The organism is Roseateles sp. P5_E4 (genome assembly GCF_054049255.1).
Genome location: NZ_JBFUMS010000002.1, coordinates 267,167 through 280,031 on the forward strand (window position 1 = coordinate 267,167; position 12,865 = coordinate 280,031).

11 protein-coding genes are annotated in these 12,865 nt (G+C 70.1%); 10 read left to right on the top strand and 1 reads right to left on the bottom strand.

The annotated features are described in order from the left end of the window. Positions 1–5: 5 nt before the first annotated feature. The 6 genes from ACXJLH_RS03990 to ACXJLH_RS04015 all read left to right on the top strand — a co-directional run bounded on the left by ACXJLH_RS03990 (position 6) and on the right by ACXJLH_RS04015 (position 8,078). Complete coding sequence (locus ACXJLH_RS03990; RefSeq protein ID WP_457442575.1) at positions 6–431, top strand: gamma-glutamylcyclotransferase family protein; 426 nt, start codon at positions 6–8, stop codon at positions 429–431. Positions 432–529: 98 nt separating this feature from the next. Next, the gene (locus ACXJLH_RS03995; protein ID WP_457442576.1) at positions 530–3,652 is read left to right on the top strand and encodes a PAS domain S-box protein; all 3,123 of its coding nucleotides are present in this window, start codon (positions 530–532) and stop codon (positions 3,650–3,652) included. Between the two features lies 1 nt (position 3,653). Then, complete coding sequence (locus ACXJLH_RS04000; protein ID WP_457442577.1) at positions 3,654–4,034, top strand: response regulator; 381 nt, start codon at positions 3,654–3,656, stop codon at positions 4,032–4,034. 10 nt (positions 4,035–4,044) lie between these two features. Further along, a complete protein-coding gene (locus tag ACXJLH_RS04005; protein WP_457442578.1) occupies positions 4,045–4,941 on the top strand; it encodes a phosphoribosylaminoimidazolesuccinocarboxamide synthase in 897 nt (298 codons plus the stop codon). Positions 4,942–5,038: 97 nt separating this feature from the next. Then, the gene (locus ACXJLH_RS04010) at positions 5,039–6,184 is read left to right on the top strand and encodes a hypothetical protein (RefSeq protein ID WP_457442579.1); all 1,146 of its coding nucleotides are present in this window, start codon (positions 5,039–5,041) and stop codon (positions 6,182–6,184) included. Positions 6,185–6,311: 127 nt separating this feature from the next. Next, a complete protein-coding gene (locus ACXJLH_RS04015) occupies positions 6,312–8,078 on the top strand; it encodes a serine/threonine protein kinase (protein ID WP_457442580.1) in 1,767 nt (588 codons plus the stop codon). Between the two features lie 35 nt (positions 8,079–8,113). Here ACXJLH_RS04015 and ACXJLH_RS04020 read toward each other — a convergent pair whose 3' ends face one another. Next, positions 8,114–9,064, bottom strand: a complete 951-nt coding sequence (locus ACXJLH_RS04020) for a tetratricopeptide repeat protein (protein ID WP_457322917.1) — start codon at positions 9,062–9,064, stop codon at positions 8,114–8,116. Between the two features lie 115 nt (positions 9,065–9,179). On the opposite strand from ACXJLH_RS04020, the gene purE reads away from it, so the two are divergent. Genes purE through ACXJLH_RS04040 form a run of 4 tightly spaced genes read left to right on the top strand, consistent with a single transcriptional unit; the run spans position 9,180 to position 12,798 of the window. Then, on the top strand, positions 9,180–9,644 hold the full coding sequence (gene purE / locus ACXJLH_RS04025) for a 5-(carboxyamino)imidazole ribonucleotide mutase (protein WP_457443152.1): 465 nt from the start codon (positions 9,180–9,182) through the stop codon (positions 9,642–9,644). Continuing rightward, complete coding sequence (locus ACXJLH_RS04030; protein WP_457442581.1) at positions 9,641–10,828, top strand: 5-(carboxyamino)imidazole ribonucleotide synthase; 1,188 nt, start codon at positions 9,641–9,643, stop codon at positions 10,826–10,828. The genes purE and ACXJLH_RS04030 overlap by 4 nt, the downstream gene beginning before the upstream one ends. After that, positions 10,828–11,814 (top strand): L-threonylcarbamoyladenylate synthase, encoded by a 987-nt coding sequence (locus tag ACXJLH_RS04035; protein WP_457352508.1) that lies wholly within the window; start codon positions 10,828–10,830, stop codon positions 11,812–11,814. The genes ACXJLH_RS04030 and ACXJLH_RS04035 overlap by 1 nt, the downstream gene beginning before the upstream one ends. A gap of 24 nt (positions 11,815–11,838) precedes the next feature. Continuing rightward, complete coding sequence (locus tag ACXJLH_RS04040; RefSeq protein ID WP_457442582.1) at positions 11,839–12,798, top strand: SGNH/GDSL hydrolase family protein; 960 nt, start codon at positions 11,839–11,841, stop codon at positions 12,796–12,798. Positions 12,799–12,865 lie beyond the last annotated feature (67 nt).

The window sequence follows — 12,865 nt, forward strand, 5'->3', positions numbered from 1 at the left end:
GTTCAGTGACGCGTCACTGCTTCACCTACGGCTCACTGATGTGGGCCGACATCATGGCCCGCGTCTGCGGGCGTGAATTCGCCAGCGAGCCGGCCTCGCTGGCCGATCACCAGCGCCACCCGGTGCGCGGCCAGGACTACCCCGGCCTGCGGGCCGCGGCGGGCGGCCTTGTGCCGGGGCGGGTTTATCGCGACGTCGACACTGGCGCCTGGGAGCGGCTGGATGCCTTCGAGGGCGTCGAGTACGAGCGCGCCGATGTCGTCGTGGCGCTGGCCGACGGCAACGCGCTACCGGCCCAGGTCTACCGCTTCCGCCCCGAGTTCGCCGACCGGCTGCTCCCTGGCGAATGGGACGCCGACGCTTTCGCCCGGGAGGGCCGCGAGCGCTTCATCGCCCGCTATGTGGGCTTCGAGCTGATCACGCCACGCTGAAGCCCCGGGAATAAGACACGTTTTCGCCTGATGCCCCCCTGTTCGCGGGGTCACAATGCATCGGCATAACCCCTTGGTCATTGGGGTCGGGAGCTGGGATGGACGAGCTGACCGGAATCGTCGCGCGAGCGGGTTTCCTGCCCCACGGCTATTGCTTCCAGTGGTCGCCCGGCCTGCTCTGGACCATGGTCGGCGCCGATCTTTCCATCGCGCTGGCCTACTTCTCCATCCCGCTGGCCATCGCCAGCTATGCCCGCCAACGCCCCCAGGTCAACCTTGGCAGCATCGCGACGCTGTTCGCCATCTTCATCTTCGCCTGCGGCGTGACCCACGTGCTGGACGTCTGGACGATCTGGCGCCCCGACTACGGACTGCAGACCGCTGGCAAGGTCTTCACCGCCTGCGCGTCCGTGCTGACGGCGGCCGTGGCCTGGCGCCTGATGCCCACGCTGCTGGGCCTGCCGTCACTGGACGAGATGCGCACGGCCAACGAGGCGCTTCGCAGTGAGATGGACCGCCGCCACAGCGCCGAGGACCATCAGCTGGAAGCCGAGCAGAGCCTGGCCGCCACGCTGTCGGCCATCGACGCCGGCTTCATCACGACCGACGGCGACGGCCGGGTCACGCGCATCAATGCCGTGGCCGAGCGCATCACCGGCTGGCCGGCGCGCGAGGCCCTGGGCCTGCCGGTCTGGGAAGTCTTCCAGCGCGAGGGCACGCCGGCCGACCTGAAGGCGCGCAACCCCATCGACGTCGTGCGCGAGCGCAACCGCGAAGGCGCTTTCCAGCGCCAGGCCGTCTGCGTCGCACGAGACGGCAGCCAGCGGCCCGTTGAGGTTCACGCTGACCTGACCCACCACGCCGACGGCCGCGTGCGTGGCGTCGCCATCGTCTTCCGCGACGTGGGCCGCCTGACCGAGGCGGAGGCCGAGGTGCGCCGCCTGGCGGCCGTCGTCGAGTCCTCGGCCGACGCCATCATCGTCAAGACGCCAGATGGTCGCATCACCAACTGGAATGCGGGCGCCGAGAAGATGTTCGGCTACACGGCCGCGGAGGTCGTCGGGCAGCCGGTGCAGATGCTGATCCCGCCCGAACGTGAAGCCGAGGAGACGCGCATCCTCGCCAGTCTGGCCCAGGGCCAGCATGTGCCGCCGTTCCGCACCGTTCACATTGCCAGGGACGGCCGGCGAGTCGAGATCTCCGCCCAGGTCTCGCCGCTGCGCGATGCGGCCGGCCGCATCATCGGCGGCATCAAATCCGCCCGCGACCTGACCCACCAGCGCCAGATCGAGACCGCGCTGCGCCAGAGCGAGGCGCGGCTGCGCTTCGCCCTCGAGTCCGCGGCCATCGGCGACTGGGAGCTGGAGCTGGACAGCGGCCTGATCCACCGTTCGCGCCGCTACGACCAATGTTTCGGCCGACCCGACTCTGAAGGCCCGTGGGACCGCGAGCGCATGCTTGCTGCCGTCCATCCCGACGACCGGGCCATGGTGGAGGCCGGCCTGGCGGCGCTGCCCGAAGGCCACCGGCCCTGGCATGCCGAGTTCCGCGTCGTCTGGCCCGATGACAGCGTGCACTGGCTGCGCCTGGACGCCCGGGTCACCCACGACGACGCCGGTTCGCCGCGGCTGGTCGGCATCGTGGCCGACGTGACCGCCATGCGCACCGCCGAGCAGGCCCGCCAGCAGTCCATCTGGCTGGCGGCCGAGAACCGCCGCGTGCAGGAAAGCAGCCGGCTCAAGAGCCTCTTCCTCGCCAATATGTCGCATGAACTGCGCACGCCGCTGAATGCCGTCATCGGCTTCGCCGACCTGCTGACCATGAGCGCCCATCCGCCGCATCTGCTGGATGGGCCGCGCCAGCGCGAGTGGCTGCAGCACATTGCCAGCAGCGGCCGGCATCTGCTGGCCATGATCAACGACGTGCTCGACCTGTCCAAGATCGAGGCCGGCAAGATGGACTTCCATCCCGAGCCGGTCGAACTGCCGGCCCTGGTCGACGACGTGATGGCCACCGTCGCGGTGCTCGCCGAGCAGCGTGGCCTGAGCCTCAAGTCCTCCATCGAACCGGGGCTGCGAGACCTGGTGCTGGACCCCGCTCGGCTCAAGCAGGTGTTGCTCAATTACCTGTCCAACGCCATCAAGTTCACGCTCGCCGGCGGCCACGTCGAACTGCGCGTGGTGGGCGAGGGCCCGCGGCTGTGGCGGTTGGAGGTCGAGGACAGCGGCATCGGCATTCCGGCCGACCGCCTCGGCCATCTGTTTGTCGAATTCCAGCAGCTCGACGACGGCCTGACCAAGCGCCACCAGGGCACGGGCCTCGGGCTGGCGCTGACGCGCCGGCTGGTGGAGGCCCAGGGCGGCCGTGTCGGCGTCTACAGCGAGCCCGGGCGCGGCAGCCGCTTCTACGCCGTGCTGCCGCGCCAGCCGCTGGATGCCGGCGAGCCGGTCGGGCGGCCGGCCCACCAGCAGCTCATCGCCCTGCGCGACCATCCGCTGCGCGACGGCCTGGCCCGTGATCTGTCGCGGGCCGGCGTGAGCGCCGACACCGCGTCCACAGCCGGCGAGGTGCTGCGCCTGACCCGCGCGCGCCGTTACACCGAACTGGCCATCGACCTCGGCCTGCCTGATGCGCCCGGCCTGTCATTGCTGGCGGCGCTGCGCAGCGGCGGGCCGTCCATGCACGCGGCCGTCAAGGCGCTGGCGCTGACGCCCCCGACGGGGGCGGGCGTGGCTTTCACGGTATCCGACGTGCTGGCCAAACCGCTGCGCCGCCCGGCCCTGGCGCGTGCCCTCGTGCCGCTGCGCGACCGGTTGGGTCCGGGCCGGCCGGTGCTGGTGGTCGACGACGAGGCGGTGTCGCGCGAGCTGATGTGTGCGGCATTGCAGGCCACGGGCGTCGAGGCCGTGGCCGTCGGCAGCGGCGCCGAGGCGCTGCAGCGCCTGCCCGCTCTGCAGCCCGGGGCCATCGTGCTCGACCTGATGATGCCCGGCATCGACGGATTCCAGGTGCTGCATGAACTTCGCGGGGACCCGCGCTGGGCCGAGCTGCCCGTCATCGTCTGGACGGCGCTGACCCTCAGTGGGCAGGACATCGAAAGCCTGGCGCGCTCGGCCGCGGCCATCGCCAGCGCTGGCGAGGCCGAAGCCCTGGCCGAGGTGCGCGATGCGCTGCTGCGCGCCGCCCGCCAGGACCGGCGTGGCCGACTCACGAAAGGTTGACATGGCTGGCGAACGCGTCCTGATCGTCGACGACAACGAGCTCAACATCGATCTCGCACAGTACGTGCTGGAGGCCGACGGCTTCATCGTCGACCGCGCTCTGCACGTCGACGAGGCCTGGGCGCGGCTGCGCGCCTACCGACCCGCCCTGGCCCTGGTTGACATCCAGTTGCCGGGCACCGACGGCCTGAGCCTGGTGCGCGCCATCAAGGCCACGCCCGACCTCGCCGATCTGCCCGTCATTGCCTTCACCGCCTTTGCCATGCCGGGCGACGAGGTGCGCTTTCGCGCAGCCGGCTGCGACGGTTATCTGACCAAGCCGATCGACGTGCACAGCTTTGCAGCTGCAGTACGAAGCCATCTGGCCGGAGGCGGCACCTAAAATCGCCGCCATGCCCCAAGCCCTCTACGAATCCAGCCTGACCTCCCTGCCGCTGCTTGGCCGCGGCAAGGTGCGCGAGAACTACGCCGTCGGCGACGACCGCATCCTGATGGTCGCCAGCGACCGCCTGTCGGCCTTCGACGTCATCATGGGCGAGCCGATTCCGGGCAAAGGGGCGCTCTTGACCCGCATGGCGCTGTTCTGGTTCGACAAGCTGCAGGGCATCGTTCCCAACCATCTGACCGGCCAAGACCCGCTGTCCGTGGTGTCGGCCGAGGAGCGCGAGCAGCTCAAGGACCGCACCATGCTGGTCAAGCGGCTCAAGCCCCTGCCCATCGAAGCCGTCGTGCGCGGCTACCTGGCCGGCAGCGGCTGGGCCGAATACCAGACCAGCGGCAGCGTCTGCGGCGTCAAGCTGCCGGCGGGCCTGCGCAATGCCGACAAGCTGCCCGCCCCCATCTTCACGCCGGCCACCAAGGCCGAGATGGGCGATCACGACGAGAACATCTCGTTCGAGCAGGCGGCTGAAATCATCGGCGCCGACCTCGCCGCCCGCGTGCGCGACATCTCCATCCAGCTCTACCAGCGCGCCGCCGATTTCGCGCTGACCAAGGGCATCATCATTGCCGACACCAAGTTCGAGTTCGGCCTGGATGCCGAGGGCACACTGACGCTGATGGACGAGGTGCTGACGCCCGACTCCTCACGCTATTGGCCGGTCGAGAGCTATGCGCCGGGCAGCAACCCGCCCAGCTACGACAAGCAGTTCGTGCGCGATTGGCTGGAGGCCGTGCGCATCGACGGCCAGCCCTGGGGCAAGAAGGCGCCCGCGCCGGCCCTGCCGGCCGAGGTGATCGCCAAGACGGTGCAGAAGTACGAAGAAGCGCTGCAGCGGCTGACGGCATGAGCGCCGCGCCGGGCCGTCCCAAGCAAGCTCGCTCCCGCCTGGCGAACGCCTGGCCGCGCTGCCGGACAGGCAAGGCCGCAGGCCGAAGGGTGCACCAATGAGCGTTGCAGCCGGCCCGGTCAAGCTTCGCAGCCGGCTGGCACAGCGGCTTGACGGCGAGATTGCCGCCGTCGCCTCCATGCCGGCGCGTGCCGCCGTGCTGCAGGTTCAGCGTGCCATCCTGTGGCTGCGCCATGGCCGCGAGGTCGAGGCCCGCGAGGAGCTGAACCGCCTGCAGGCGCGCGCCCTCGTGCATCCGCGCATCGAGCTGGCCGCCTGGCTGCATCTGGCCGAAGGGCTGACGGCTTATTTCAGCGCCTTCGGCGGCGGCGCCTGTGAACGCGTGCGGCGCGCCCACGTCATGGCCAAGGCGGCCAACCTTGCGGCGCTGCAGACCCTGTGCGACGCCTGGCTGGCGCAAATGGCCTTTGTCGACCGCGATATCGACCGTCTCGTCGCCCATGCCGCCGCAGTCCTTGCCGCCCCGGCGGACAACGCCGCCGCGTGTCGCGTCGCTTCAGCGCTGGGCATGGCCTGGGATCTCGCGATGGGGGCTCGGGACGAAGCCGCCGCGTCGTCCTGGTATGCCTGGGGCCGCCGCGCCGCCAGTGCCGACGGTGACGACGCCGGCCTGGCGGCCTTGCTCTACAACCAGATGCAGATGCGCGCCCTGCGCATCCGCCACGCTGCCCTGGCCGGCGAGCCTGGCGAGGCGCCGGCCGTGCTGCTGGGGGTGGACTCCATCGGCCATTTCGACGATGCCGTGGGCGGTTCGGCCCGCGCCAACCTGACCCCGCTGCTGCGCGCCCAACTGCTGACTGTGCAGGGTGACTACGCCACTGCCGCTGCCTTGCTGGAGGCCAACCTGCCCGAGGCGGCGGCGGCTGGCCTGGCCCGTACCGGCGGCAGCCTGCTGGCCGACCTGGCCTGGTGCTGGGCCAATACCGGCGAGGTCCAACGTGCCAGGGCCCTGGCCGACCAAGCCGCCGTCGAGGTGCTGGCCGAGGATGCGGCCCACTGCGACCTCGACGAATGCGCGGCCCTGCACGCCCGCCTGGCCCAGGTCTACGCCCGCTTGCATGAGGATGGGCTGGCAGCCCGCCACGGCGACGCCGCCCAGGCCGCCTGGGGCCAGGACGCCGCCCAGCGCCGCCTCTGGGCCGAGCGCTTGAGTAGCGCCGGGCTGGGCACTCCGCCACGCTGACCGGCTTTTTCCGGAGAGTCGGCACGGCCTGGCTGCGTTACCCTCGCCGGCCTATGAGCAACGCACGGCCGCCCGAAGGGGCTCATTCCCGCTCGGCGGGACAGCGCGCAGCGCGAAGGGTGCATCAGTGACCGCCGACTCCCGCGACGACGACGCCATCAACGCCCTGCCCGTTGGCACCCGCTTTGGTGAGCTGGAGATCATCGGTACCCTGGGCGTGGGCGGCTTCGGCATCGTCTACCTCGCACGCGACCACTCGCTCGAGCGCGAGATCGCGATCAAGGAGTACATGCCCAGCCAGTTCGCACTGCGCGACGGGCAGTCCCAGGTGTCGGTGCGTTCGGTCTCCATGAAGGAGACCTTCGAGCTCGGTCGACGCAGCTTCGTCAACGAGGCCAAGCTGCTGGCGCGCTTCGACCACCCCTCCCTGCTCAAGGTCTACCGTTTCTGGGAGGCCAACGGCACCGCCTACATGGCCATGCCGCGCCTGGTCGGCCAGAACCTTCGCGAGGCGCGCAAGGCCCGACCGACGCCGCCACCCGAGGCCTGGGTCAAGCGCATCTTCGACGCCGTGCTGGGTGGGCTGGAAACCCTGCACGCCCAGAACGTCTGGCACCGTGACGTCGCGCCCGACAACATCTTCCTGCCCTCCGACGGCAGCCCGCCCATCCTGCTGGATTTCGGCGCCGCCCGCCAGGCGATCAGCGACCGCACGCAGGTCTTCACCGCCATCCTCAAGCCCAGCTTCGCGCCCATCGAGCAGTACGCCGAGGCCACGACACTGCGCCAGGGGGCCTGGACCGACTTCTATGCACTGGCCGCTGCCATGCATGAGCTGCTGACCGGCCGGCCGCCGCCGCCGGCGACGGCCCGCGCGATGGGCGACGAACTCCTGCCGCTGGAGGTGCCCGGCTATTCACCGGCCTTCCTCGCCGGCATGGACTGGGCGCTGCGTGTCGCCCCCCATCAGCGCCCCCAGACGGTCGCCGCCTGGCGCGAGGTGCTGGAAGGACGTTCAGCCGTGCCGAGACCCCAGCTCGCTCAGCCGCGGGTGCCAGTTGCACCCACGCCGCCGGCGCCCGCCGAGCCGCTGGATCTCGAATTCGCCGACACCGTGCAAGGCCCGCCGCTGGACGAGGACGACGGGCAGACCGTTGTCGTGCCGCTGCGCAAGTCCGCACCGCCGCCGCCGTCCCCACCCGCGCCGCCGCCGCGTGCCGCGAAACCATCGCCGCAGGCCGCGGCTGCGCGGCCACCCTCCTGGCAGATGCCCGCCATGATCGGAGGCGGCGTGGGCGCCTTGCTGCTGCTTGGCCTTTTTGTCATGCAGTTGCGCGGCAACCAGGCCAAGCCCGAGGTGACACCGGCCGAACCCGCCGCATCCGTGGCCGCGTCGGCTCCGGCGCCCGTGCAACAGGCCCAACCCGAACTCCAGGCCCCGGTGGCCAGCGCGCCAGCTTCACAGCCTGCGCCCGCGCTCACGCCGGTGCCTGTGCCCGTCAAGCCTGCGCCCGCGTCGGCTGCGACTGGCGTGAACACCCGCCCGGTGGCACTGCCCGGCTCGGCGCCCTCGCGTCGCGACACGGCGCCCAAGCCCATCGTGACCGAGAAGGCCGGCGACTTCCGCCCGGTGCCGCGCAGCCCCGTCTTCGCGGCGCCCGAGCCGGCGGCCTCCAGCCCGGCCGCCCCGTCGAGCAAGGCGGCCCCGGCATCGGCGGCCCCTGCGCCGTCCACCGAGCCGCGCACCGCCAACGAGGCCTGCGGCGGCCGGGTGCTGTTCGCGCGCGCCTGGTGCATCGACCGGCAGTGCGAAAAGCCGATCTATCACAACGACCCGGAATGCGTGAGGCTGCGCGACATCCGCAGCAATCGCGGCAACAGCGGCGTGCCCTGAGTATTCCGGGCCGTGCGGCTGTCAGGCGGGCCTGATCAGAACAGCGCCATCGACAGCTTGCGCCGATAGCTGTCGATGAGCGGGTCGCTGGGCACGACGGCGGCCTTGCCGGAGAGTTCCAGCGTGCCACTTTTGGCCTCGGCGGCGTGCTTGGGAGCCGGCTTGGTCAGCAGCTCGAGGATGGCCACGTAGGTTTTGCGCGCGGCCTCGCCGTTCCAGGCCTTGTCGCGCATGATGATTTCCAGCAGCTCGTCCATGGCCTCGGTGAAGCGCTGGTTGGCCAGGTGCAACTGGGCCAGCGTGAAGCGGGCGTCGAAATCGCGCTTGTTGGCGGCGATTGATCCCTGCAGCGCCGCCGGGTCGGCGCCCGTGGCGGCTTCGAAGGCGCTGAGCCAGGTGGCCAGTGCCGCCAGGCGCGGCGAGGGCACCAGGGTGTCGGCGGCCTTGGCCGCCACCGGGGCGAAGGCAGCGCGCGCGTCGTTGAGCAGGCCGAGTTCCAGCAGCGCCTTCACGTAATCGAAGCGGGCAGCGTCATTGGCCGGGTCGGTCTGCACGGCATGGGCCAGCTTGGTCAGCGCGGCTTCCAGGTCGCCGTCGGCCATCAGATCCTGGGCATCGGCCAGGTCGGCCTCGGCTTCGAGTTCCTCGCCGGCCGGCACGTGCTTGTCCAGGAACTCGCGGATCTGCGCCTCGGGCAGGGCGCCGACAAAGCCGTCCACCGGCTGGCCGCCAGAGAACATCACGCAGAAGGGGATGGAGCGCACGCCGAACATCTGGCTGAGCTGGGTGGCGATCTCGGGCACCTCGTCGCTGTTCAGCTTGGCCAGCGTGAAACGGCCAGCGTAGGCGGTTTCCAGCTTCTCCAGGACGGGACCCAGGGTCTTGCAGGGGCCGCACCAGGGCGCCCAGATGTCCAGCAGCACGGGCTGGTTCTGGGACGCGACGATGAGTTCGGCTTCGAAGTTCTGGAGGTTGATGTCGATCATGGCTGAGGGTAGTTGCGGACGCGCCACCTACAATTCAAGGCTTTTCTGAGCCTTCCGGAGCGCGACCTTGTCCACCCCAGCCCCCCAGAACCCGGATGCCGTCATCGGCATCGTCATGGGCTCCAGCAGCGACTGGGAGACGATGAAGCAAGCGGCCGAGATTCTGACCGAGTTCGGTGTCGGCTTCGAGGCGAGGGTCGTGTCGGCCCATCGCATGCCCGATGAGATGTTTGCCTATGCCGAAGCGGCGGCAGGCCGCGGGCTCAAGGCGATCATCGCCGGTGCTGGCGGTGCGGCCCATCTGCCGGGCATGCTGGCCGCCAAGACGACGGTGCCGGTGCTGGGCGTGCCTGTCGCCAGCCGGCACCTGCAGGGCGTCGACTCCCTGCATTCCATCGTGCAGATGCCCAAGGGCATCCCGGTTGCGACCTTTGCCATCGGCAATGCCGGCGCGGCCAATGCGGCGCTGTTTGCGGTGGCGATGCTGGCGACGGGTGATGCGGCCCTGCTGGACAAGCTGAATGACTTCCGCACGAAACAGACCGAAATCGCCCGCGCGATGAGCGAGGAACTGCGTTGACAGCCCTTCTCCCTGGTGCTGCGACGCTTGGCGAGTCGCGGCAAGCGACGCTGGGCGTCTTGGGCGGCGGCCAGCTCGGTCGCATGTTCGTGCATGCCGCCCAGGCCCTGGGCTACCGTTGCATCGTGCTCGACCCTGATGCCGTCAGCCCGGCGGGCGCCGTGGCCGAGAAGCACATCAAGGCCGACTACCTGGATTCCTTCGGCCTGGCCCAGCTGGCGCGCGACTGCGACGCGATCACGACCGAGTTCGAGAACGTGCCGGCCCTTGCGCTGGAGACGCTCGCCGGCATGCGTGTCGTGGCGCCCGCCGCGGCGTCGGTCGCCGTCTGCCAGGACCGCGCCATCGAGAAGGCGCATTTCGAAGCGGCCGGCGTGCCCTGCGCGCCGCATGCCGTCATCACCAATGAGATCGAACTCGCGGCCGTCGACCCGGCCCTGCTGCCAGGCATCCTGAAGACCAGCCGTATGGGCTATGACGGCAAGGGTCAGGTTCGCGTGGCCACCACCGCCGAGCTGGCCCAGGCCTGGGAAGGGCTCAAGCGCGTCCCTTGCGTGCTTGAGCAGTTGCTGCCGTTGAAGGCCGAGCTGAGCGTGCTGGTCGCACGCGGCGCGGACGGGCAGATCGTCAACTTCCCGGTGCAGCAGAACCTGCACCGCGGCGGCATTCTGGCCGTCACCGAGGTGCCGGCGCCGGATGTGCCGGTCGAGGTGGACAGGCTGGCCATCGTCGCCGCGCGCCAAGTCGCCGAGGCGCTGAACTACGTCGGCGTGCTGTGCATCGAGTTCTTCTGGTTGCAGGACGGCCGCCTGGTCGTCAATGAGATGGCGCCGCGGCCGCACAACTCCGGCCACTGGACGATGAACGGCGCCGATGTGTCGCAGTTCGAGCTGCAGGTGAGGGCGCTGGCCGGCCTGCCATTGCCGGCGCCGCGCCAGCATTCGGCCAGCGTCATGCTGAACCTGCTCGGCGACCTCTGGTTCAACGACGACGGCGGCCCCACGCCCCCGGCCTGGGACCGCGTGCTGGCCCTGCCGGGCACGCATTTGCACCTCTACGGCAAGGCCGACGCCCGCCATGGCCGCAAGATGGGCCATCTGAACATCACGGCCGACACGCCTGCGGCGGCTCATGCGGTCGCCGTGGAGGCTGCCGCCATCCTGGGCCTGCCCACCGACTTCTGATGTTGCTTCTGCCCGGCAACGATCCCGAAGCCGTCCAGGCCGCCGCGCGCCGCCTGGCCGACGGCGAATTGCTCGGCCTGCCGACCGAGACCGTCTATGGCCTGGCCGCGCGCGCCGACCAGGACGAGGCCGTTGCCAGGATCTTTGCCGCCAAGGGCCGGCCCAGCGACCACCCGCTGATCGTCCATGTGCTGGACGCCGCCGGCGCCGAACCCTTTGCCGACCATCTGCCCGTCGCCGCACGCCGGCTGATGGATGCCTTCTGGCCCGGCCCGCTGACCGTCATCGTGCCGCGCAAGGCCGGCATGGCCGAGGCTGCGGCTGGCGGGCATGCCACCGTGGCGCTGCGCTCGCCAGCCCACCCGGTCGCCCGCGCCGTGCTGGCCGCCGCGCGCGCGCTGGGCGTCGAGGGCTTGGCCGCGCCGAGTGCCAACCGGTTTGGTCGCGTCAGCCCGACGCTGGCTCGCCATGTCGTCGAGGAATTCGGCCCCGAGCTGATGGTGCTGGACGGCGGTGCCTGCGAGGTGGGCATCGAGTCCAGCATCGTCGACTGCAGCCGCGAGCATCCGGCCCTGCTGCGCCCGGGGCTGATCAGCCGTGGCCGCATCGAGGCCGCCCTGGGCCAGCCGCTCGTGGAGCCGGATGCCACGGCGCCCAAGGCCTCGGGCACCTTGGCTGCGCACTACGCGCCGAGCGCCCGCGTGCGCCTGCTGGATGCCCAGGCGCTGGCTTTACGTTTGGCCACAACGGCCGCCAGCGGGGGCCTGGAGGGGGTGGCGGTATATTCACGCGCCCAGCTGCCGGCTTGGCGCTGGCAGGCCATGCCGGCCGACCCGGCGGCAGCGGCCCACGAATTGTTCGCGGTGCTGCGCCTTCTGGACGCAGCCGGCGCGCGTGAAATCTGGGTCGAGGCACCGCCCCACGACCCTGCCTGGGATGGCGTGCGCGACCGGCTCAGCCGGGCCGCGGCTGCCTTTTCCGATTGAGTTCTTGTTCCTGAGTTGATCGTCATGCAACGTGTTGTCTCCCAGAAATTGAAGCGCGGCCTGGCTTTGGCCACGGTGGCAGCGGCCGCGCTGATCGCCGGCTGCGGCGGTGGCAGCACCCAGCAGATCGACCCGTTTGCGCCGACCCGCGTCATCGCCTTCGGCGACGAGATGGGCACCATCCTGCAAAGCGGCAAGAAGTACACGATCAACGGCCTGAACCCCGACACCAAGCTGGTGGAGTGCAAGCTCAACCCCGTCTGGAGCCAGATCCTGGCCGGCGGCTTTGGCTTTGTCTACCCGCAGTGCAACCCCGACTTCGTCGCGCTGCCCCAGGGCATCATGTACGCGGCACTGGGCAACAAGGTTGCCGATGTGCGCGACAAGATCGACCAGCATCTGTCGAACGACCGCTTCGGCCCCAAGGACATCGTGTCCATCATGGTCGGCGTCAACGACATCCTCGAGCTGTATCGCCAGTTCCCGGCCCAGAGCCGTGACTCGTTGATCAACGAAGCCAAGGCGCGCGGCAAGCTGCTGGCCGACCAAGCCAACCGCATCGCCAGTGCCAACGGCCGTGTGCTCGTGGCCACCATCTTCGACGTCGGCCTGACGCCCTTCGGCCAAAAGGAAAGGCAGCAGCAGACCGACATCGACCGCGCGATCTTCCTGAACGACCTGAGCTCGGCCTTCAATACGACCATGCGTCTGAACCTGCTCAACGACGGCCGCCTTGTCGGCCTCGTGCTCGTTGACGAGACGATTCAGCAGATCGCGCGCTTCCCGGCCGCCTTCGGCTACTCCGATGTGACGAACGCGGCCTGCCGCACCGAGGTCGCGCCTCAGGATTGCACGACGGACACGCTGGTGACCGACGCCAACCCCACGCAATGGCTGTGGGCCGGCGACACGCTGCTTGGCCCGAGCGCGCAACAGCGCATCGGCACTTTGGCGCTCACTCGCGCCAAGAACAATCCGTTTTAGCCCACCCCCGAGGCGCTCACTGCCAAGGCCAGAGGCCTTGTCCTTCGGCAGGCACAAACAGTCCTCA